The organism is Arenibacter nanhaiticus (genome assembly GCF_900141935.1).
Taxonomy (GTDB): domain Bacteria; phylum Bacteroidota; class Bacteroidia; order Flavobacteriales; family Flavobacteriaceae; genus Arenibacter; species Arenibacter nanhaiticus.
The window spans coordinates 41,473-63,121 of record NZ_FQYX01000005.1 but is presented as its reverse complement, the minus strand read 5'-3'; the positions used below and the strand labels follow the sequence as shown (position 1 = coordinate 63,121).

The 21,649-nt window shown below is 38.5% G+C and carries 19 protein-coding genes; 10 read left to right on the top strand and 9 right to left on the bottom strand.

Annotated elements, in window-relative coordinates:
- Window positions 1-86 precede the first annotated feature (86 nt).
- Window positions 87-1,346 carry a cysteate-C-fatty acyltransferase gene (locus BUA16_RS04700; protein WP_072763492.1) on the top strand — a complete coding sequence of 420 codons (1,260 nt, stop codon included), beginning with the start codon at window positions 87-89 and terminating at the stop codon, window positions 1,344-1,346.
- An 85-nt stretch (window positions 1,347-1,431) separates the two neighbouring features.
- Here the strand turns inward: BUA16_RS04700 and BUA16_RS04695 are convergent, their stop codons facing one another.
- Both BUA16_RS04695 and BUA16_RS04690 read right to left on the bottom strand, forming a co-directional pair.
- A complete protein-coding gene (locus BUA16_RS04695) occupies window positions 1,432-2,550 on the bottom strand; it encodes a GTP cyclohydrolase (protein ID WP_072763491.1) in 1,119 nt (372 codons plus the stop codon).
- Window positions 2,551-2,647: 97 nt separating this feature from the next.
- On the bottom strand, window positions 2,648-3,658 hold the full coding sequence (locus BUA16_RS04690) for a transporter (protein WP_072763490.1): 1,011 nt from the start codon (window positions 3,656-3,658) through the stop codon (window positions 2,648-2,650).
- Window positions 3,659-3,744: 86 nt separating this feature from the next.
- Here BUA16_RS04690 and BUA16_RS04685 point away from each other — a divergent pair, with 86 nt between their 5' ends.
- Genes BUA16_RS04685 through BUA16_RS04670 form a run of 4 tightly spaced genes read left to right on the top strand, consistent with a single transcriptional unit; the run spans window position 3,745 to window position 9,202 of the window.
- On the top strand, window positions 3,745-4,008 hold the full coding sequence (locus BUA16_RS04685; RefSeq protein WP_072763489.1) for a DUF4834 family protein: 264 nt from the start codon (window positions 3,745-3,747) through the stop codon (window positions 4,006-4,008).
- Window positions 4,009-4,029: 21 nt separating this feature from the next.
- Complete coding sequence (locus BUA16_RS04680) at window positions 4,030-6,462, top strand: hypothetical protein (protein ID WP_072763488.1); 2,433 nt, start codon at window positions 4,030-4,032, stop codon at window positions 6,460-6,462.
- Window positions 6,462-7,742, top strand: coding sequence for a glycosyltransferase family 4 protein (locus tag BUA16_RS04675; protein WP_072763487.1), 1,281 nt, complete (start codon window positions 6,462-6,464; stop codon window positions 7,740-7,742). Before BUA16_RS04680 ends, BUA16_RS04675 begins: the two co-directional genes overlap by 1 nt.
- Window positions 7,733-9,202, top strand: a complete 1,470-nt coding sequence (locus tag BUA16_RS04670) for an oligosaccharide flippase family protein (protein ID WP_072763486.1) — start codon at window positions 7,733-7,735, stop codon at window positions 9,200-9,202. Before BUA16_RS04675 ends, BUA16_RS04670 begins: the two co-directional genes overlap by 10 nt.
- Window positions 9,203-9,368: 166 nt before the next feature.
- Here the strand turns inward: BUA16_RS04670 and BUA16_RS04665 are convergent, their stop codons facing one another.
- Both BUA16_RS04665 and uvrA read right to left on the bottom strand, forming a co-directional pair.
- On the bottom strand, window positions 9,369-10,628 hold the full coding sequence (locus tag BUA16_RS04665) for a hypothetical protein (RefSeq protein WP_072763485.1): 1,260 nt from the start codon (window positions 10,626-10,628) through the stop codon (window positions 9,369-9,371).
- Window positions 10,629-10,989: 361 nt separating this feature from the next.
- The gene (gene uvrA, locus BUA16_RS04660; protein WP_072763484.1) at window positions 10,990-13,773 is read right to left on the bottom strand and encodes an excinuclease ABC subunit UvrA; all 2,784 of its coding nucleotides are present in this window, start codon (window positions 13,771-13,773) and stop codon (window positions 10,990-10,992) included.
- Between the two features lie 250 nt (window positions 13,774-14,023).
- Between uvrA and BUA16_RS04655 the strand changes: the two genes are divergently transcribed.
- Both BUA16_RS04655 and BUA16_RS04650 read left to right on the top strand, forming a co-directional pair.
- Window positions 14,024-14,605, top strand: a complete 582-nt coding sequence (locus BUA16_RS04655) for an RNA polymerase sigma factor (RefSeq protein ID WP_072763483.1) — start codon at window positions 14,024-14,026, stop codon at window positions 14,603-14,605.
- A 790-nt stretch (window positions 14,606-15,395) separates the two neighbouring features.
- On the top strand, window positions 15,396-15,977 hold the full coding sequence (locus tag BUA16_RS04650) for an RNA polymerase sigma factor (RefSeq protein ID WP_072763482.1): 582 nt from the start codon (window positions 15,396-15,398) through the stop codon (window positions 15,975-15,977).
- 236 nt (window positions 15,978-16,213) lie between these two features.
- On the opposite strand, the gene BUA16_RS04645 is transcribed toward BUA16_RS04650, so the two are convergent.
- The gene (locus tag BUA16_RS04645; protein WP_072763481.1) at window positions 16,214-16,876 is read right to left on the bottom strand and encodes an endonuclease III domain-containing protein; all 663 of its coding nucleotides are present in this window, start codon (window positions 16,874-16,876) and stop codon (window positions 16,214-16,216) included.
- Between the two features lie 54 nt (window positions 16,877-16,930).
- On the opposite strand from BUA16_RS04645, the gene bcp reads away from it, so the two are divergent.
- The gene (bcp, locus tag BUA16_RS04640) at window positions 16,931-17,389 is read left to right on the top strand and encodes a thioredoxin-dependent thiol peroxidase (RefSeq protein ID WP_072763480.1); all 459 of its coding nucleotides are present in this window, start codon (window positions 16,931-16,933) and stop codon (window positions 17,387-17,389) included.
- 43 nt (window positions 17,390-17,432) lie between these two features.
- Here the strand turns inward: bcp and BUA16_RS04635 are convergent, their stop codons facing one another.
- Entirely contained in the window at window positions 17,433-18,890 is a 1,458-nt protein-coding gene (locus BUA16_RS04635; protein WP_072763479.1) for a nicotinate-nucleotide adenylyltransferase, read from the bottom strand.
- Window positions 18,891-18,981: 91 nt separating this feature from the next.
- On the opposite strand from BUA16_RS04635, the gene BUA16_RS04630 reads away from it, so the two are divergent.
- Window positions 18,982-19,746 (top strand): MBL fold metallo-hydrolase, encoded by a 765-nt coding sequence (locus tag BUA16_RS04630; RefSeq protein ID WP_072763478.1) that lies wholly within the window; start codon window positions 18,982-18,984, stop codon window positions 19,744-19,746.
- Window positions 19,747-19,758: 12 nt separating this feature from the next.
- Window positions 19,759-20,253, top strand: coding sequence for a hydrolase (locus BUA16_RS04625; RefSeq protein ID WP_072763477.1), 495 nt, complete (start codon window positions 19,759-19,761; stop codon window positions 20,251-20,253).
- On the opposite strand, the gene BUA16_RS04620 is transcribed toward BUA16_RS04625, so the two are convergent.
- The 3 genes from BUA16_RS04620 to BUA16_RS04610 all read right to left on the bottom strand — a co-directional run bounded on the left by BUA16_RS04620 (window position 20,250) and on the right by BUA16_RS04610 (window position 21,635).
- Entirely contained in the window at window positions 20,250-20,909 is a 660-nt protein-coding gene (locus BUA16_RS04620) for an alpha/beta hydrolase (RefSeq protein WP_072763476.1), read from the bottom strand. The two genes, BUA16_RS04625 and BUA16_RS04620, sit on opposite strands and share 4 nt — an antisense overlap.
- 1 nt (window position 20,910) lies before the next feature.
- Window positions 20,911-21,234 carry a hypothetical protein gene (locus tag BUA16_RS04615; RefSeq protein ID WP_072763475.1) on the bottom strand — a complete coding sequence of 108 codons (324 nt, stop codon included), beginning with the start codon at window positions 21,232-21,234 and terminating at the stop codon, window positions 20,911-20,913.
- Window positions 21,235-21,317: 83 nt separating this feature from the next.
- Window positions 21,318-21,635, bottom strand: a complete 318-nt coding sequence (locus BUA16_RS04610) for a magnetosome magnetite crystal formation protein family (RefSeq protein ID WP_072763474.1) — start codon at window positions 21,633-21,635, stop codon at window positions 21,318-21,320.
- Window positions 21,636-21,649: the final 14 nt, after the last annotated feature.

Here is a 21,649-nt window from a genome sequence, read left to right as displayed (position 1 = left end):
AATATACCGTTGCTTTTATGTATTAAATAAGTTGTGAATGCTTATTAAAAATATATACTTTTGTAATCATAACCAATGTAGGCTAGATGAGAGATTTATTTGAAAGAATTATTGAAAATAAAGGTCCATTAGGAAAATGGGCATCCCAGGCAGAAGGGTATTTTGTATTCCCTAAATTAGAAGGTCCGATTTCTAATAGGATGAAGTTCCAAGGAAAAGAAGTTATTACTTGGAGTATTAATGATTATTTAGGACTTGCCAATTTGCCAGAAGTTAAAAAGGTAGATGGAGAAGCGGCCCTAGAATACGGAGCTGCATTCCCAATGGGAGCAAGGATGATGAGTGGTCATACAGAATTCCATGAGCAATTAGAGCAAGAATTGGCCGATTTCGTTCAGAAAGAATCGGCATATTTGTTAAACTTTGGATATCAAGGAATGGTTTCTGCCATTGATGCTTTGGTTTCTAAAGACGATATCATCGTTTATGATGTGGATTCTCATGCTTGTATTATTGATGGTGTGCGTTTGCATATGGGCAAGCGTTTTACCTTTAAGCACAATGACATTGAAAGCCTTGAGAAAAACTTGGATCGTGCCGTTAAAATGGCCGAGCAGACCGGAGGTGGTATCTTGGTGATCTCCGAAGGGGTTTTTGGAATGAGAGGAGAGCAAGGAAAACTAAAAGAGATTGTTGCTCTAAAAGAAAAATACAACTTCAGATTATTTGTAGATGATGCCCATGGTTTTGGTACCTTAGGAGCTACAGGGGCAGGTGCAGGAGAAGAGCAGGGCATACAAGATGGTATCGATGTATACTTCGCTACCTTTGCTAAATCCATGGCCGGAATCGGTGCTTTTTTAGCTGCTGATAAGGAAATTATAGATTATTTGAAATATAACTTGCGTTCTCAGATGTTTGCTAAGTCATTACCTATGATTTATGTAAAAGGAGCATTAAAGCGTTTGGATATGTTGCGTACACAACCAGAGCTGAAAGCTAAACTTTGGGAAAATGTGAATGCGCTGCAAAATGGACTTAAAGAAAGAGGTTTTGATATCGGAACGACCACAAGTTGTGTTACGCCTGTGTATCTTAACGGTAGTATTCCAGAAGCAATGGCATTGGTAAAAGACTTAAGGGAGAACTTTGGTATATTCTGCTCTATCGTAGTGTATCCTGTTATTCCAAAAGGATTGATCTTGCTTAGAATGATTCCTACGGCAACGCATACCTTGGTAGATGTCTCGGAAACATTAGAGGCTTTCTCTGTGATTAGAGAGCGTTTGCAAAATGGAACTTATAAAAGATTATCTGCCGCAGTAAGTGCTGCAATGGGAGAATAAACTTTCATAGAACAATAGTAAAAAGCCCACTCATGAATTCATGAGTGGGCTTTTTAAATTTAAATGGTTTGTATAGCGTTTGTGCCTACAAATCCTTGCGATAGGTACTTCTTCTTTTATATATCTTTGGATCAAAATGCTTCCATAATTGACGAATAGCTACATTGTCGGCCAATTCTGGGGTCCTAATACAGGTTTCAATTCCTTTTTTTGAAAAAGTTTCATGGTATTGGTTGAAAATAACGGCGGTAACTCCCTTGTTTTGGTATTCTGGGTGTACCCCAATTAAATAAAAAAGCACTTCCTTGCTTTTTTTCTTCGCCCATAGGAGGTGGAAAAGGCCAAAGGGGAACAATTTTCCCTTGGCTTTTTGCAATGCAGTGGAAAAGGAAGGCATCACAATTCCAAAGGCGATCAGCTTATCGTTCTTGTCAACAACAAATTTTATGTATTCTGGATTAATAAAACTGATGTACTTCTTTTTAAAATACTCTTTCTGGATATCGGTGATCGGAACAAAGGAAGATAGCTTGGCGTAGCTCTCGTTGAAAAGATCGAACATTTCATCGGCCATGGCCATAACTTCTTCCGTTTTGGTGAAATTAAGCTCTTTAACGCCGTATCTTTTCTTTACCAATAGATTGGCCTTTTCAAAGAAAATAGGATCGGCATTGGCAAAAGGAAATTTGTTTTCTACATATTCTTTTTCCACGGTAAAACCAAGACGCTCTATATGCTGTACGTAATAAGGATAGTTGTACCAGGTAATCATAGAGCCAATATGGTCGTACCCTTCGGTTAGGACGCCCACCTTGTCCATGTTGGAGAATCCAACCGGACCTTCCATATAGCTGAGCTGGTGTTCTTTCCCAATCTCGGAGACCTTTTGTAAAAGGGCCTCGCTAACTTCTGTGTCATCTATAAAATCGAACCAGCCAAAACGCATCTTTTTAACCTTTTGTTGGTTAATCTCTATATGGTTCACAATAGCGGCAACCCTACCTACAATTTTATTGTTTTTATAGGCTAAGAAAAACCACGCATCGGCATCTTTGAAAACCGGATTTTTATCCCTGTCAAAGGATGCTAATTCGTCAGCGATGATTGGTGGAACCCAATAAGGGGAATCTTTATAGAGGGAAAATGGAAATTTTACGAATTCTTTTAATTCTGATTTTGTTGTAGCTTCTTTTAAGGTAACCATACGATTGTGTTTGTATGGTTCAATATTAGGGATATTAATTTATAGAAAAAACTGAAAAGTTATTTTGTTCCTGCAAAAGGCTTAATTTTTTGTGTCATTAGAAGTTAATTTCTCCTTTGTTTTTCTTGGTATTTTTTTTATAGTTTTGCTGCTGCTTTTTGCCCTTCTTTTTCATGCTGTTCTTCTTTATAGGGCCACCCTCTGCATCGGAGATGGGAGTTTCTTTATATTGGTGCATATCTAACCTGTAAGACATCCCCAAGGCCCCGAATATTCTACTAGGCGTGCTTTTAAAACTAGCACCAAAATTAATATCGGCCTGTAGGTTGTTTGTAATTAAATGGGCGACACCGCTCCTGAATAGGATATCGGAATACAGCTCTCCCTTAATTCCTTGGTTTTCTATGAATACGCTCCAGTTGGGGTCTCTGAAAGAATGGGATAAGGATACGGAATAATTCCATTCCTCAAAATCGGTCCCTATTTTATCATAGGCAATATTGGAAATAAGAACGAACCTTGGCGTTATTCTGCTTTGGGTGGCGATCATAACTCTTGGTGATGCGATAGGGGCGTTTTTATAATAAGGGTTGTCGCCAAATACAAAATTAGCGCCAGCATAAATACTGATTGCCGGAAGTAGGTTTTTTAACTTAAATTTATTGTTGGCTTTCCAACTGTAAATATCGGGCTTGTTCCTTTCTTCGTTTTTAAAGGGGGCGTAGAGTAAATATTTTAATCCAAGCCTGTTTCTGTAAAAATCCTTGTTTTCATTGGTGATACCAGAGTTTAAATCTAGCTTGTCCTGATTGTTAAATATGCCTTCGTAGTTAATTTCTAAACGTTCCCAAAGCAGCCCATAGCGTAGGGATAGGTCTACTCCAAAAATATCCGATTCCGTAAGTAGTCGAGAATGATCTTGCTGCTCAAAAGAAAGTCCCGCTTCGGCCTGTAAAACATTTCTACCAACAGCATAGGCACTCACTGATTCGCCGGGGCGATTAGAATTGATGACATCGGTATATTGGGAAAAGCTTAGCGTATAGGAAAAAATAAATCCCAAGAGAACGATCCTTTTAAAGTATTTGATTTTAGCAAGGTATGCCATGGATGCTATTTTATTATTATTTTATGACTTTAGCACCAAAAATACAACGATAGAATTGTATTTTTGGGTTTAAATTTATTAATAATATGGGTTTCTTAAGAACGATATTAATTATACTATTAGTATACTATTTGCTTAAAATTCTAGCAAAATGGCTTGGGCCAATACTATTGCGATATGCCGCTAAAAAAACACAGGATCATTTTAATAAAAAATTTGGCGGTTATGCCCAACAAAATAACTATACCGAAGAACAAAATGGAGAGGTCATCATAGAGAAAAAGAACTCCAAAAAAACGAAGCCCTCAAAAAAAGTCGGAGAATATATAGATTTTGAGGAAATTGAATAACCCTTTACCATAAAACCAGCCATGAGGAACGGTCTTAAAGCCTTTTTTACCCATTTTTTTGTTCTTGTATTTTTTATAATTGCCGCACTAGCTTATTTTTATCCTGTTTTACAGGGGAAGGTCATTCAGCAGTCTGATATTGTTCAGTTTACCGGAATGGCCAAAGAGCAGATAGATTTCCGGAAAGCTACCGGAGAGGAGCCTTATTGGACCAATAGTGCCTTTGGAGGTATGCCTACCTATCAATTGGGGGCCTATTATCCGCACGACTACGTTAAAAAACTCGATAGGCTCATCCGTTTTTTACCACGCCCGGCCGATTATCTATTTTTATATTTTATTGGTTTCTATATTTTGCTCTGTTGTTTAAAAGTGGACTATAAATTAGCAGTATTGGGAGCCCTTACCTTTGGTTTTTCTACCTATTTAATTATTATTTTAGGAGTAGGGCATAATGCAAAAGCACATGCCATCGGGTATTTTCCTATGCTGCTAGGAGGAATCGTTCTTGTTTTTAGAAAAAAATATTTATGGGGGTTTATTCTTACGGCTATAGCCATGGCATTGGAAGTAGGCGCCAACCATTATCAAATGACGTTTTATTTTATGTTGTTGGTTTTGATATTGGGAGCGGCCTACCTTGTAGATGCTATTAAAAAACGGACTCTTAAACATTTTGGAATCGCTGTTGGGATATTAATTGGAGCGGTGATTTTAGGAGTGGCGGCAAACGCAACCAGTTTAATGGCCACTAAGGAATATGCCGATTGGAGTACCAGAGGTGCCTCCGAATTAACCATAACCCCCAATGGAACACCTAAAGAAAATAAATCGGGACTAGACAGGGAATATATCACCCAGTACAGTTACGGGATTTCAGAATCCTTGAATTTGTTCGTTCCAAGACTTTTTGGTGGGTCTGGGAATGAAAATTTAGGAGAAGATTCCAAGACCTATGCTTTTTTGACCGAAAATGGGATCCCAAGAACAAAAGCCTTGGAATTTGCTAGTGGCTTACCACTGTATTGGGGAGAGCAGCCTATTGTTGCCGCTCCAGCATACATAGGGGCTATAGTAATTTTTCTTTTTGTACTCGGCTTGTTTTTGGTGCAAGGAAAATCTAAATGGTGGCTGGTAGGAGGAACAGTAATGTCCCTTGTACTGTCTTGGGGGAAGAATTTTGGAGCCCTGACCGATTTTATGATCGATTATTTTCCGCTGTACAATAAATTCAGAGCTGTTTCTTCTATACAAGTAATATTAGAGCTGTGTGTGCCAATTATGGCCATGTTAACATTGGTGGCATTATTTAATACCGCTATTCCAACTTCGAAAAAAATAAAGGATTTAAAAATCGCTCTTATGATAAGCCTAGGAATAGGCGGACTCTTACTGCTTTTAAAGGGAATATTTAATTTTGAAGGGCCGAGCGACGAGATGTACCGACAGTACTACGGAGACGATTTGGTGTCCTTGATAAAGGCCGATCGTAAGGCGGTATATACCCAAGACATTTTTAGATCGATTACCTATGTGGTATTGGCGGCCTTGGTTATTTGGTTCTTTATAAAAGATAAGATAAAACAACATTGGGCTATATTAGCCTTAGGGGTTTTAACCGTTTTTGATTTGGTAGGCGTTGCCAAGAGATATGTAGATAAGGACGATTTTGTAGCCCAACGAAGAATGACAGTACCTTTCCAAGAGACGGCCTTGGAAAAGGAACTGCGTAAGGACACTACAGTTTTTAGGGTGTTTGATCCCTCCGAGGGTTTAAACGGGGCAAGGACCTCCTATTTTAACCAATCCATAGGAGGCTATCATGCGGCGAAACCAGCCGGAATCCAAGACTTGTTCGATTATCAGATCGCAAAAAATAATATTGGGATCCTGAACATGCTCAATGTAAAATACGTTATCCAAGAAGAGGAAGGACAAAAGTATCCGGCACTGAATCCAGATGCCAATGGGAATGCCTGGTTTGTTAAGGAACTTGTGCCAGTAACATCTGCCGATGAAGAAATATCGGCCTTGGGTGGGTTGGACTTAAAAGAAAAGGCTGTAGTAAATACCCAAAAGTTCGACCAGCTGACAAGTTTTACTTATAATGTGGACTCTACAGCGAGTATTGAACTCCTAGAATATAAGCCCAATTATCTTAAATACACCGCTGATAACCAATATGAGGGAATCGCTGTGTTTTCGGAGATGTACTATGCAAATGGATGGAATGCTTATATAGACGGGGAACTAAAAGAACATTTTGAGGTAAACTATGTACTTAGAGCCCTGGCAATACCCGCCGGGAAACACCTAGTAGAATTTAGGTTTGAACCTGAAGTCGTAAAAACAGGAGGAAAGATTACGATGGCAGTGTCTATATTGATTGGGTTAATTATATTAATGGGGTTAGGATATAGCTATAAGCAACGCCAGAACAAAACCGCCTCCTAATGCAGAAGGTTCTCATTATTACTTATTATTGGCCCCCAGCAGGAGGGCCAGGGGTTCAGCGATGGTTAAAATTTGTAAAGTATCTTAGGGATTTTAATATAGAACCGGTATTGTATGTACCCAAAAATCCCCATTACCCGATGACCGATGAATCTTTTTTGAACGAGGTGCCAGAGGGAATAAAAATATATAGGCATCCAATATTTGAACCCTATGGGCTAGCGAGTATTTTTTCATCAAAAAAGACTGCCCAAATCAGTGCCGGGATCATTACGACAAAAAATCAGACCACCATAGAGAAAGCCTTGTTGTGGGTTCGGGGCAACTTATTTATTCCGGATGCCAGAAAATTTTGGGTTAAACCTTCTGTGAAGTTTTTATCAGAGGTGCTTCAAAAAGAAAATATCGCAACCATTATTACTACTGGCCCACCACATAGCGTACACCTTATAGGGCATGGCTTAAAAAAACGCCACTCTGTAAAATGGCTGGCAGATTTTAGGGACCCTTGGACATCTATAGGGTATCACCAAAAGTTAAAACTCAGTCGCGCTTCAAGAAAAAAACACGAACATTTAGAGAATTTGGTTTTGAACAGTGCCGATAAAATTCTGGTTACTAGCAATACTACCAAAAAGGAATTTTCGGTTATTACCAATAAACCTATTGAAGTTATTACCAATGGTTACGATACCTTGGAGGATGTAAATATACCCTTAGACAAAACTTTTACCATATCGCATATAGGTTCTTTGCTTTCGGGGCGTAATCCGGCTAGTTTATGGAAGGCGCTGGCAGAACTGATTAAAGAGAATGCAAGTTTTAAGGAAAGGTTTAAACTGCAATTGGCCGGGGTTGTCAGTGCAGATGTCCTTAAGAGTGTGTATGGTGCTGGACTAAAGCCCTATACCGAGCTGTTAGGCTATGTTTCTCATGAAGATGCTTTGCGTTTTCAAAAAAAATCGCAAGTATTGTTATTGGTCGAGATCGATTCTGAGGAAACAAAAGGGATTATTCCCGGCAAGGTTTTCGAATATATGGCGGCCAAAAGGCCTATCTTGGGAATTGGTCCTAAGGCATGGGAAGTAGGACAGATTATTGCCAAAACCCATACCGGCAACACCTTTGAATACCAAGAAAAAGAGCTTATAAAAAAACAGCTTTTAGAATGGTTTATGGCCTATAAAACGAAGGAGCTAATACTGCCAGCGGCCACTATAGGACAGTTTCATAGAAGGGAGTTGACCAGAAAATTGTCCAAATTTTTACAATGGGAATAGTTTTAAAACAATCCTTGAGCAATACCCTGATCACCTACTTTGGATTTGCCATCGGGGGAATAAATCTACTTTTTCTATATACGCGTTTTTTAAGCGATGAATATTTTGGATTGGTCAACGTTATTCTATCGGCTTCGGCAGTGATTATGCCTGTTCTGGCTTTTGGGGTTCCCAATGCTTTGGTGAAATACTACGCAGGTTTCCAAGCCAGTCAAAAAACCGATGGTTTTTTGACCTTAATGCTGCTATTGCCACTTTTACTAGTAGTGCCAATTGGGGTGCTATCCTATATCGCCAATGAGGCTATAGGACAGTTTTTGTCCAGGGAAAATGCGATCGTAAAAGGGTACGTTTGGCATATATTTATCGTGGGGGTGGCTATGGCCTATTTTGAAGTCTACTATGCCTGGGCCAAGGTGCGAATGAAATCTGTTTTTGGAAATTTCATGAAGGAGGTTTTTAGTAGGATAGGGGTGACTTTGCTTTTGATGTTGGTGTATTGGAATCTTATTTCTGTGCCTCAATTTCTAAATGCCTTGGTGGGTCTTTATGTGCTAAGGACAGTGGTTATGAAGCTGTATGCACTTCGACTTCAGCAGATAAGGTTAAATTTCAACTTCCCTAAAAATACCCCTGAAATCATTAGTTATAGTGCCTTGATTATATTAGGGGGGTCGGCAGCCATCGTCCTGTTGGAGGTAGATAAGGTAATGATCAATCAGTTTATTGCCATCAAAAATGTAGCCTATTATTCCGTGGCAGGGTATATTGCGACGGTGATAGCGGTTCCATCCAGGTCCATGCACAATATAACCTACCCGTTGACCGCTGAAATTCTACATAAACAAGATTACCAAGCCCTAAAAAGTCTATATAGAAAAAGCTCACTGACGCTTTTTATAGTATCGGGACTTTTGTTTCTATTGATAATTTTAAACCTAGATAATTTATTCGATTTACTGCCCGATAGCTATAGAGGGGGCTATATCATAGTTGTCATTATAGGACTGGCCAAAGTATATGATGCCATGCTGGGAAACAACAATGCCATTCTGTATAATTCCGATTTTTACAGAACCCTGCTGCTTCTGGGGGTGCTTTTGGCTGTACTCACCATACTGTTGAACCTTTGGCTGATCCCTAAATATGGATTGGATGGTGCTGCAATTGCTAGTTTTATGGCGTTTTTCATTTATAATAGCATAAAACTGGCTTATGTGAAATCTAAATTCAATATCCAGCCTATTACGATTGATACCTTCAAGGTTTTATTGCTTTTAATAGTGGTAGGGGGAATTTTTTATTTTTTTCAGTTTCCTTTTCATCCTGTAATAAATATAGGGCTTAAGAGTACCTTTATAGTGCTCGTGTATGTCATGGCCCTGTACCGGTTTAAAATATCGGAAGATGTATATAGGATTTTGGCCAAGTATGTGGAAAAATTAAGGACAAGAATATAATCTCTCCTCAGGGCGAAACTTTTTCGGCCTTTACGAACCGCAGAACAACATAGATTAGCGCTTCATTATCCCAATTTATGTAAAGGACCTCTTTGGAGTCAAAAAAAATAGCCCTGTTGCAAAAATTTTGCAACAGGGCTATACAACCAACTAACCTAAAACTAACTTAATTTCCTCTTATATTTCCAGTTCTTGATGTATTTGAACCGGATACATTACTTCTTACCCTTCCAGACGATTCCCTATCAGAAGACCTTCTCGAAGCAGTTCTTACAGTCGACTTTGATCTTTCAGACGGAGACTCCTTACGGGTTTTTTCATGTCTATTTTTTGTAGCACTAGTATTCCTAGTTACATGTCTATGCGGCTGACTAGAAGCCTCTTTTTTACTCGATGTTCTAGTAGTGACCCTGGCAGAGCGCGAAGTGCTAGAGTTGTTGTTGCGATCTTGGTAACGAGGATTTGTGCTTTTACTTTTTGTAGTGGTCACTTCCTTTTTTGTTACCGATCTATGGGTGGTAGACCTGTCTGCAGCACCCCTATAGTTTCTATGACCATTATTGTTTTTGTACGAATCCCTGTTCTTAGAGTCTTTATTTCTATCATGGTTCACTTGAACGGCATTGGATCTCGAAGAAGAGTTTCTATAATGATTCCGATCGTTATATTGCTGTACAGTCCTGTTAGACCTCGACGCAGGGGCGGTTCTATACCCATGGTCCCTGACCGCTACTCTTTTATCATTTCTATAGACTTTGTCTCTTTTGTGTTTTTTAGGGTGGTATTTATAATGCTTTCCAACATGTACATGTGCTCTTCTTGGGTTATAGTGGTACGGCCTGTAATAGCTGTACCTAACAGGCTCATAGTACCTTCTGTACGGTCTATGGTATACCATGTGAAAACCTACTGCAGGGCGTGCAAAATAATCGTGGAACGGTCTGTAAACATAGTGCCTGTTATACACATTTATATAGCCTCTGTGGTGACTAAAATACCCTCTATGGTCGTAGTAAACACGTAATCCACCAACCCTGGAAACCCTAGAATTTCTGTATCGGATATCGACATTCCCAATTTGAGATACCCTACCGTAATAATCGTAATAAATAGGTACGTTTTCAATTTGTAAAATCGCCCCGTAATCGTCGTATTGTACATAGGGGTCATAGTTGTAACCACTGTTGAAGGTTATGTTCGCTCGTCCAATATTTACATTGGCATTTATACCGCCAACACGGTCATCGATATAAAAATCGAACTCCCCATCTGGGTAAACGGAAAATGTAATTCCGCTTTCAATAAATATAAAAGAGTTTTGATATCTATATGCATCGCTTACCGCCGCCTTATCCTCTAGAGATGCGGCAAAGGTAGGGGCAGTACCTAAAATTAGCGCTGTAACAAGTAGTAGTAAATTTCTCATATCATAAGGTTTTAATTCAGAATGCTACTATTGACATTCGATTAGAACCATACAAACAACATGCCAAAAACGGTACTAAACAAAAAAGCATTGATAGGAAAGAGGGCAATTTAAAGAGTGTTGGGCAGTAGAAAAGAAGGTGTTTCTATTGTAATAAGTTGTAGTACAGGTACTTGTGTTTAGGGCGTTCCCTCCTTCGTCGGGCGGGCCCTTGGCTATATCCCTTGCTCCGCCGCGGGGATGCCGCCGCGGTCCCTAACGCAAAAAAAATAGTGCAGCGGTGAAAATCATACGTTTTTCACCATACACACAGCCGAAAAACTTGGTTTTAACGGCATAAAGAAATAAGCAGGCCTAAAGCCTAAGCTTTTAGCTTTGGCCTTAGGTATGTAGCTGTATAAGAAGTTTTATTTTTTGCGACTTCTTCTGGAGTTCCCTGTACAATAAGATTCCCCCCTTTATCACCGCCTTGCAATCCGAGATCTATAATATAATCGGCACATTTTATAAGATCTATATTGTGTTCTATAACGGTTATGGAATGGCCTTTTTCTATGAGGGCGTTAAAGGATTTTAGCAATTTTTTGATATCGTGGAAATGTAAGCCAGTGGTAGGTTCGTCAAAAATGAACAAGGCTTTATCGGCTGTATTCCCTTTTACCAAAAAGGAAGCTAGCTTTATACGTTGTGCTTCGCCACCGGAAAGGGTAGAAGAGGACTGTCCTAGGGTAACATATCCCAGGCCAACATCTTGAAGCGGTTTTAATTTGCCTACTATTTTGGTCTGTTTATTTTTTTCAAAGAATTCAACGGCATCGTCTATGGTCATAGAAAGGACATCGTCTATATTGGCATCATGGAATTTTACCTCTAGGACCTCTTTTTTGAATCGTTTTCCGGAACAGGTCTCGCATTCCAGATACACATCTGCCATGAATTGCATCTCTACGGTGATTTCACCGTCGCCCTTACATTTCTCACAGCGCCCCCCGTCGACATTAAATGAAAAGTGTTTTGGTTGATAGCCTCTTAACTGGCTTAATTTTTGGCTAGCGAAGAGATTCCTAATATCATCATAGGCCTTGATATAGGTAACTGGGTTAGATCGAGAGGACCTACCTATTGGGTTTTGGTCTACAAACTCTATGTGTTTAATATCTTTAAAATTGCCTTCTACGGAAGTAAACTGACCTGATTTTTCGCCATATCCGCCAATTTCCTTCAGGATAATCGGGTATAATAGTTTTTTTACCAGGGTACTTTTACCGCTCCCCGACACGCCTGTAATGACCGTTAGCGCATTGAGAGGGAAGGTAACATCGATATTCTTAAGGTTATTTTCCCTGGCCCCCCTAATGGTGATATAATTCTTATAAGTCCTTCTTTGTTTGGGCACTGCAATTTTCTTGCTACCATTTAAATAGGCAGCGGTAAGGGAGTTCGATTGTAAGATCTGATCCATGGTGCCATGGGCGACTACTTCCCCGCCATGGGTTCCGGCTTTAGGGCCAATATCGATCACTTCATCGGCAGCTCTCATAATGTCTTCATCGTGCTCTACTACAATAACCGTATTGCCTAAATCGCGGAGCGATTTTAGTACTACGATTAAATTTTCGGTGTCTTTTGGATGAAGGCCAATACTGGGCTCATCCAAGATATACATAGATCCTACTAGGCTGCTGCCCAAGGAGGTCGCTAAATTAATACGCTGACTCTCGCCCCCCGATAGGGAATTCGATTTTCTGTTCAAGGTTAAATAGCTTAGGCCAACATTGTTAAGGAACCCTAGTCTGCTGTTTATTTCTTGCAGCAGGCGGTGGGCTATTTTTTGCTCATTTTCACTCAGTTGTATCTCCTTAAAAAATAAAATCAGGTTTTCAATAGGCATTTCAACGAGGTCGGAAATAGATTTTTCGGATACTCTCACATAATCCGTTTCCTTTCGCAACCGTTTTCCCTTACAGCTATTACATTTGGTCTTTCCACGGTAGCGAGACAACATCACCCTATTTTGGATTTTATAGTTTTTTTCTTCTAAAATCCCAAAAAATTCGGTCAAGCCGGTAAAATGACTGTTGCCGTCCCACACTAATTGTCTTTGAGCTTCGCTTAATTGGTACCAAGGTTTGTGAATGGGGAAGTCAAATTTATAGGCCGCATTTACCAATTGGTCCCTGTAGGCGCCCATACTTTCTCCTTTCCAGGGGAAAATAGCATTTTCATACACGGACAAGGCCGTATTGGGAACGACTAAATCTTCGTCTATACCTACGATATCCCCATAGCCCTCACAGCTAGGACAGGCACCGTAGGGATTGTTAAAGCTAAACAAATGAACATTGGGCTCTAAGAACTGCATCCCGTCCAATTCAAATTTATTGCTAAAATGGGTGTTGTTTCCCGAAGCTAGTTCCTGAATGATGCATTCGCCCTTGCCTTCGAAAAAGGCTGTGTCAATAGCATTGGCCAAACGATTGAAAAAATCTTCATCGTTTTTGAAGATAATCCTGTCAATGACCAATTGAAACTCACGATCTATTTCTTCAATATCATCATCTATACGGATAACCTCGCCCTTGTAGAATATTCTGGCATATCCTTGTTTGGAGAATAGTTGAAGGGATTTTATAGGATCTCTGTCTTTACTGATAGTTATAGGGGCAAGCAACAATAACTTGGTACCTTCCTCAAAGGACTTAATGTGCTCTACAACATCGGTGACGGTATGTTTTTTTACTTCTTCTCCGGATACGGGCGAAATGGTGCGGCCGATACGGGCAAAGAGTAATTTTAAATAATCATATATTTCCGTGGTGGTGCCTACGGTAGATCTAGGATTGGTAGAATTTACCTTTTGTTCTATGGCTATGGCCGGGGCTATTCCCTTAATATAATCGACCTTGGGTTTGTCTAATTTTCCTAAAAACTGTCGGGCATAGGAAGATAAACTCTCTACATACCTCCTTTGTCCCTCTGCATATAAGGTGTCAAAGGCCAAGCTCGATTTCCCAGATCCCGACAAACCTGTGATCACCACTAATTTGTTTCTAGGAATTACGACATCTATATTTTTTAAATTATGGAGCTTTGCTCCTTTAATTATAATGTTCTCCTTGGGATTTATATCTTTAATTGAAGCCATATGCCTATTTAAGAAAGCAAAGATACAATATGTGTATTTATAAAATGCCAGCAGTCATAATACAATTAAAATGCTATTGTTTATGACAATCTTTTATGGAAAACCCGAATTTTTTATATATTTGGGTTAAATCCTAGTACCAACGACTTATAGACCTGAAATTACTTTTTTAAAAAATAATGGAATTGCCTAATAGCTTTTTTTTACAAAAAAGAGAAGCTTGCTATTAGGTTCCTAAAAAGTAATTTATATGGAACTATTAATTGAAGACTCAGTACTGGTAAGCAACTATATCAATGGAGACGAAAAGTCTCTGGAGACATTGATAAATCGTCATAATCAACGCCTTAGCAGCTTTATTTACTCCAAAGTTCAAGACAAGGTGGTTACCGAAGACATATTTCAGGATACTTTTATAAAGGTGATTAAAACCTTAAAGAAGGGAATGTATATTGAAGAAGGGAAATTTTTGCCCTGGGTAATGCGGATATCCCATAATCTAATCATAGACTATTTTAGAAAAAACAATAGAATGCCCAAGTTTGAGGTGTCTAAAAATTTTAATATTTTTTCTGTTATGGGAGACGACCATTTAAACGCGGAAAGGAGACTCATAAAAGACCAGATAGATATAGAACTTTCCCTAATGGTAAAGGAATTGCCGGTAGACCAAAGAGAGGTGGTAGAAATGCGCATTTATAGGGATATGAGTTTTAAGGAAATATCAGAAAACACGGGAGTCAGTATCAATACTGCTTTGGGAAGAATGCGATATGCCTTGATAAATCTTCGGAAAATGGTAGAAAAGCATCAGCTTACACTAACGAATTAACTAGTTCTAAGGAATCGCAATAAAGATTGTTCCAATATGTTGGTGGTGTAAAATACTCTGCCGATGGCCCTATTTAGAAGCAAAACAAATGCTTTTATATGGGGCTATTGTTATATAGTGTAAACTTCCTGTGCGACACATAATAGGGATGAGGGGTAAAACTTGGTTTTGCTTCATTTTTAGAGTATCCGCGTTAGGGACCGCGGCGGCATCCCCGCAGCGGAGCAAGGGATATAGCCAAGTGCCCGCCCGACGAAGGAGGGAACGCCCCAATTTTGATACTTCAAAAATTCCTTACCTACTCCCAACAGCGGGGCGGCCTCGTTTATAAGGGTTCCATATACCGTATAGTATCTGGGGGTATTTATGACAGCCCCCCAGATTTAAAGCTTTTTTGGTCTTCTTACATACAGTTAGGACTATCCTCATCACTAGAAATTATTAAGGTATTTTCATTATATCAAAATCAATACCTTCTATTGTTTTGATATAAAAGGTACTATGGGGAGCGTTTTTAGGCTTAAGCATGTTTGTTTTAAAAGGCTTTCTTTTTTAGCTAACTGCGATATTCGACTATTATTATAGCAAAGAAATATAAAATCGGCATTTGACATCACAATAAAGCCGTTTTACAACATACTTTTTACCATACTTCATGTTTTCTATACTTTTATGATGTAAGAAAATAACAACATTTATTAAAGCTGCAGCACTTTAGTAAACTTTGACAAAAATGAAGTCCGACCCGTTTTGGCAAGGCATCTAGTTTAATCCTTAAAACAAAATTTGTATGGAACTGCAGATAGACGATTCAGTATTAGTAAAAGACTATATAAACGGTAACGAAAAGGCCTTGGAGGTATTAATTAACCGTCATAACCAACGTATTAGCAGCTTTATTTATTCCAAAGTTCTGGATAAAGATATTACCCAAGATATTTTTCAGGATACATTTATAAAGGTAATCAACACCCTGAAAAGGGGGAAATACAGTGAAGAAGGTAAATTTTTACCTTGGGTAATGAGAATTTCACATAACCTGGTCATCGATCATTTTAGAAGAAATAAAAGGATGCCTATGTTTGAAGGAACTGATGATTTTAATATTTTTTCTGTCATTGGGGATCAAAAGTTGAATGTAGAGAAGCAGATGATCAAAGATCAGATAGATTCAGATTTAAATGTAATGATAGAGGAGCTTCCGGAAGATCAAAAAGAAGTGCTGGTGATGCGTATTTACAAGGACATGAGTTTTAAGGAAATCTCCGAAAACACCGGTGTAAGCATTAATACAGCCTTGGGAAGAATGCGTTATGCTCTTATTAATCTTCGAAAAATCATAGAAAAAAACAATATCGTTTTAACGAATTAATCACAACTTACGATCTACAGGGCAATATATCCAAGTAAGTGGCGTTATCTTATCATAACAATACTTTTATACTATGGAAAAAATTTACTCTGAAAATCAAAGCAAGTGTAAACTTACCAAGGCAAATTCGGAAACTATAGCGTTTTTGATGAGTTATTCCAAATCCTTACAAATTGTTGAATGCAACAATATGCAGTTCGAAAGTAATTTAAACTAGACCTAAAAAAGACCAATGATCAATTGGTCTTTTTTAGTTTATAATATTGGTCTAGAACTGTTTTCCTACCGATGGTTTTGGTGATAATGTCTTTTTCTAAATCCCAGCCTCTGGCCGGCGAGTATTCCCTTCCGTACCATATGATCTGTAGGTGAAGGTCGTTCCATAGCTCTTTTGGAAATAAGCGTTTGGCATCTTTTTCGGTTTGTACGACATTTTTGCCATTGGTAAATCCCCATCGATACATAAGTCTATGGATATGGGTATCGACCGGAAAAGCAGGTATTCCAAAGGCTTGGGCCACCACGACCCCCGCTGTTTTATGACCTACCCCGGGAAACTCTTCTAACAAGGCCATATCCTGTGGGACTACGCCATCGTATTTTTCTATGAGCATTTTTGATAGCCCATGGATTCCCTTCGCCTTCATAGGGGAGAGTCCGACCGGCTTAATGATTTCCCTAATTTCATCGACACTTAATTTTACCATATCGTATGGGTTGTCGGCTACTTCGAACAATAACGGGGTAATCATATTTACCCGAACATCGGTGCTTTGTGCCGATAATAAAACTGCAATTAACAGCGTATAAGGGTCTTTGTGGTCTAAAGGTACGGGGATACTAGGGTAGAGCTTCTGAAGAGTTTGTATCGTAAATTCAACTTTTTCGGCTTTTGTCATTTATTACGTAGTTTTATGCTTATTTTAAACTATAAATTTACTTAAATTTAAACTATGGACACATTAAAAGTTGGGGATAAGGTTCCTTCGTTTTCTGCAATAGATCAAGACAACAATACTATTAATCTTTCTGATTATAAAGGGAAAAAATTAGTGGTGTTTTTCTATCCAAAAGCAAGTACTCCAGGATGTACTGCCGAAGCTTGCAACCTGCGCGATAATTATGCTGAATTACAGGGGCAAGGGTATGAATTACTAGGAGTAAGTGCAGATTCTGCTAAAAGACAATCTAATTTTAGAAATAAATACGAGTTTCCTTTTCCGTTATTGGCCGACGAAGACCGCAAGGTGATTGAAGCCTTTGGTGTTTGGGGGCCTAAGAGTTTTATGGGAAAAAAATATGACGGCATTCACAGAATGACCTTTATAATTAATGAAGAAGGAGTAGTAGAGAGGGTGATTGAAAAGGTGAAAACAAAAGATCATGCCGCCCAGATTTTGGAAGGCGTATAAACGAACCTATAAAAAAAGCCCCAATTTAATGGGGCTTTTTATTTTATTCGATTTTTGCTATTTCATTTGTGGGATTATATCCAAAAAGATGTTTCTTTTTTATGATTTCTGCAATTCCTTCCGGTAGTACAGTTTCCCAGCCTTCTTCACCATTAGATATTTGTTTAAGAACATCCCTAGAGAAAACATGTAGTATTTCAGGGTCGTAATCAATGATGTCCATAACCTTACCGTTGTATTTGAAGAATTTGTACAATTCTTTCATTCTAGGATGAACCTTTACGGTATTGCTGGTCATTATTTGTCCGGTTTCGTCATTTCTCATAGGGTATAGGTACACCTTAAGGTCTTTAAAGAACAGTTTTCCGAAGGCTTCAAGAATACCTCCACTTAGGTGTCTATAGTATTTTTCATCAAAGATATCGACCAGGTTGTTTACTCCCATGGTCAGCCCTATCCTAGCTTTGGTATAGTTGCTAAAGTATTCTACCAATTTAAAGTACTCCTGGAATTTAGAGATCATTACCGTATGGCCCAAGGAACACAACAGTTCTGCCCGGTCCATAAAATCGCGTTCATCAATTTCTCCGGAAGCCCTTAGGTTAGAGAGGGTAATTTCAAAAATAACGACGGTATTTTCTTCTTCGACACTGTTTTCGCGGATAAATATTTCGTATGACTTTTGAAACATATCCATATTTACCTTGGTCACCGGTCTAAAACTTCCGCGTAAAGCCAAGAGGTTTTTTTTGTACAAGATAGCGGCCGGCAACAGGTTGTTACCATCAGGGCCAAACATCACCGCATCGGTCATGTCATTTTTAACCAGCTGTAGACTCATTAATCTGTTGTCTACTTCGCTGAAATTAGGGCCGGAAAAATTGATCATATCAATTTCTATGGTATCCTTGTCGATATGGTCGTATAGGTATTTTAATAATTTTCTGGGCTTGTCGTGTTTGTAAAAAGCGCCATAGATTAAGTTTACCCCTAATATACCCAGTGTTTCTTGTTGCAATCGCGCCTCGTTTTGTTTAAAACGCAGGTGTAGGATAATTTCGTTAAGTTCGGTTTGGTTAGGATCTAGTTGGTAACGAATTCCAACCCATCCATGGCCTTTATAGCGTTTTGAAAAATCAATCGTGGCCACGGTATTGGCATAGGAGAAAAATAATCTGTCGGGATGTTTTTCTCGACTTATTCTTTCGTCCATATGAGCCATTTCGTGACTCAACATTTTTTTTAACCTCGATTGAGTGACATATCTGCCATCTTCTTCAATGCCGTATATAGCATCACTAAAATCTTTATCATAGGCACTCATTGCTTTGGCAATAGTTCCCGAAGCGCCTCCCGATTTAAAAAAATGACCAGAAGTTTCTTGTCCGGCTCCTATTTCGGAAAAGGTTCCATAGATATCCGGATTTAAATTTATCCGTAAGGTTTTTGCTTTTGTTGATGGTACGTTGGTAAAAGCAATTTCTTTTTTAAAAATAGACATGTAGTGGTTTTTGCTTGTGGCAAAGTTAAAAAGATTGCGCTATCAATTTAAGTAAATAAGTTATAAATTTGGATTAAATAGATATATCGCAGTGAAAATAACATTTTTAGGTACCGGAACATCACAAGGAATCCCAGTTATAGGTAGTAAACATCCCGTTTGCTTAAGTAAAAACCCGAAGGATAAACGGCTTAGAGTGTCGGTAATGGTCGAGTGGGACGACTATAATTACATCATAGATTGCGGACCCGATTTTAGGCAACAGATGCTTGCCAATCAGGTCACAAAAATAGATGGCATATTATTCACCCATGAGCATTCGGACCATACTGCTGGGATAGACGATATTAGGCCTTTTTTCTTTAGACAGGGAGATATTCCGGTTTTTGCCCATGAGAGGGTCATTAATTCCATAAAGACAAGATTCGATTATATATTTTCGGATGTCAATAGATATCCCGGGGCCCCAGCGGTGGAAATTAATATAGTAGAGAATAACGTTCCCTTTAAAATAGGGAATACGAAAGCTATCCCCATTGATGCAGAACATAACAGGATTCAAGTCTTTGGGTATCGAATTCAGGATTTCGCCTATTTAACGGATGTCAAACGAATTGCTTCAGAAGAAATAGAAAAAATAAAAGGGGTAAAAGTATTGGTTATTAATGCTTTGCGGTTAGATCCGCATCATTCTCATTTTAATTTAGAGGAAGCTTTGGCTTTTATCAAAGAGGTGAAACCCGATAAAGCCTATTTGACCCATATAAGTCATCACTTAGGTTTTCATGATGAATTGGAAAAACAATTGCCAAAAAATGTACATTTGGCCTACGATAATTTAAGTTTATACATTTAAGAAAAGTATTGAATGAAGAAAAAGATTTATTTCTACCTATTTATTTTTGTGTCAATGATAACCCTTTACCAATTTGTAAGTACCAGTAATATGGTACAGGCAAAAAATAAGGCTATAGAAACAAAGCAAGCACGAATAGAGCAATTAGAAGATTCGGTTCAAAAATTACAATTAAAGGTTCTAGGGATGCAGTACTTTTCTTTGGAGAACAATGATGACGCCCTTGCTTATTACGACCATCTTGATATAAAAGATGTCAGTCTTTATATTTCCGATAAATTATTGGAAACCAATGAGAATAAAGGCGACAACCCCCTGATTCCTTATGAAGGAATGGAAAATGATTTTAAGATCAATAAAATAAAGGTGCTGAACCACAAATGGATCTTAGCCGATTTCTCTGATGGAAAATATTGGGGAGAGTTATTGATTAAATATGAATTAAAAGATGATCTGGGAATTGATTTTTCCTTAACAGATCATCTTTTATATACTAGAAGTCATTAAATTTTATGGCTTAGCCACTCTTTAAAGGCGTAAAAGTTTTGAGGCGCTACTCCATGGCCGACCGGGAATTCTTGATAAAGGTGGTCTATATCTAAACTTTTCAAGAATTCTGGGGCCTTTTGCGCCCATGAGACCGGGATAACTTGGTCTACATTACCATGGGAGGCATAAATGCTTAGGTGGCTATAGTCATTCTCTTTATAATTATCGAGGATAATATTTTCGTTGATGTAACCGCTTAAGGCAATTACATTTTTAATTTTCTCCGGGTAAGACAAGGCTACGGCATAACTAAGGATGGTGCCTTGGCTAAATCCTAACAAACTTACGTTGGTCTGGTCTAGGCCATAAGTGCTACACGCTTCATCGATAAAGTCTTTTATTTTATCCCTTGATAGGGCTGCCTGTTCCTCATCGTTCCATTTGCCTTTTTCGGCTTCAAAATTAATGGCATACCATGCATTGCCATAGGGTTGCATAGGGTAGGGGGCGCGGACAGAAATAATACAAAGCTCTTTTGGCAATTCCTCGGCAAAGGAAAATAAATCTTCTTCATTACTGCCGTACCCGTGAAACATAAAGAGAACCGGTGGCTTAGAGGTAGTAATAGAAGAAGGTCTTATAATGTGTTCTAGGGAAAGAGGTGCTGTTGTCATCTTATTGAATAAAAGTAAACCATTTTTGAAAATAATTGCCGACTAAGGGAACGCTTATTTTTTTCTCGTTTAGGGCTCCCAGAAATCCGTAAAACCATAGGACGATATAAAATACATATAGGCCATACCATGCATATTCGTTGTACCAATTACTTAAAAATATGGCAAAACCGAGAAAGACAAGGTGTAATCCAAATGCTTGTCTGGTATGAAAGCGTGCAAAATCGTTCTTAGCATCTGAATTCATAGAAATGGCAATTAGGGCGCCTACCATAGTTAAGTAAGCGACAATTGCAGTAGTTTTTCCTTCTTTAATAGTGTTCATGAAATCTAAGTTAGTTCAAGTTTAAAGCACGCACAATAAAAGAGGCCTTTTTAGACCTCTTTTAATTGTTGAACGTGTAATTTTTATTCGCCAATAGTTCCAATAAAAGGCAATTTTGTCACTTTTCCGTTATAAGCATTTACGGCGCCCATAATAGCGAAAATAAACGGAAGCCAGCGAAGAGCTTCAAGGAAATGAATACCTAATAACGAACTCAATAATCCCAAACTTATAGAGATAACGATAGAAAGGATCCATACTCGTATCGATTGTCCGATATGGAACTTTGTGTATTGATTTTGTTTGCTATTATTGGCGATATAGGCAATGAGGAGTCCAATTACGGTTATGTAACTAATGACGGCCATAGTTTTGCCTTCGTTGATAGTTGTCTGATTCATTTTTTAAATATTAA